This window comes from Pseudomonas sp. HY2-MNA-CIBAN-0224 (assembly GCF_040310285.1).
GTDB lineage: Bacteria > Pseudomonadota > Gammaproteobacteria > Pseudomonadales > Pseudomonadaceae > Aquipseudomonas > Aquipseudomonas helleri.
On the sequence record NZ_JBEOPQ010000483.1, the window covers coordinates 1 to 275 of the forward strand.

The 275-nt window shown below is 42.9% G+C and carries 1 protein-coding gene; it reads left to right on the forward strand.

The genetic code is table 11. From position 1 onward, the window contains the following. Nucleotides 1–275: ABC transporter substrate-binding protein (locus AAEZ03_RS27255; protein ID WP_350582959.1), on the forward strand; the 275-nt coding region annotated here is incomplete at both ends.

A 275-nucleotide genomic window follows, 5' to 3' on the forward strand; every position in this document is an offset into this window, starting at 1 on the left:
GTATGTTAAAAATGAATATATTCGCTATAAAAAGAATCCAGTCTATTGGGGACCCACGGTTGAGATAGACCAATTGGTGTTTGATATTACCCCAAGAAGCACCGCGCGCATTGCCAAATTAATCACCGGAGACTGCAGTGTTTCATCATTGCCCAAAGCGGGTGAGCTTGCAGTACTTAACCAACATAAGGATATTATTGTCGATACCAAACCCGGACTGAACGTGGCATTTTGGGCATTTAACACCCAAAAACCGCCATTAGATGATGTTAGGG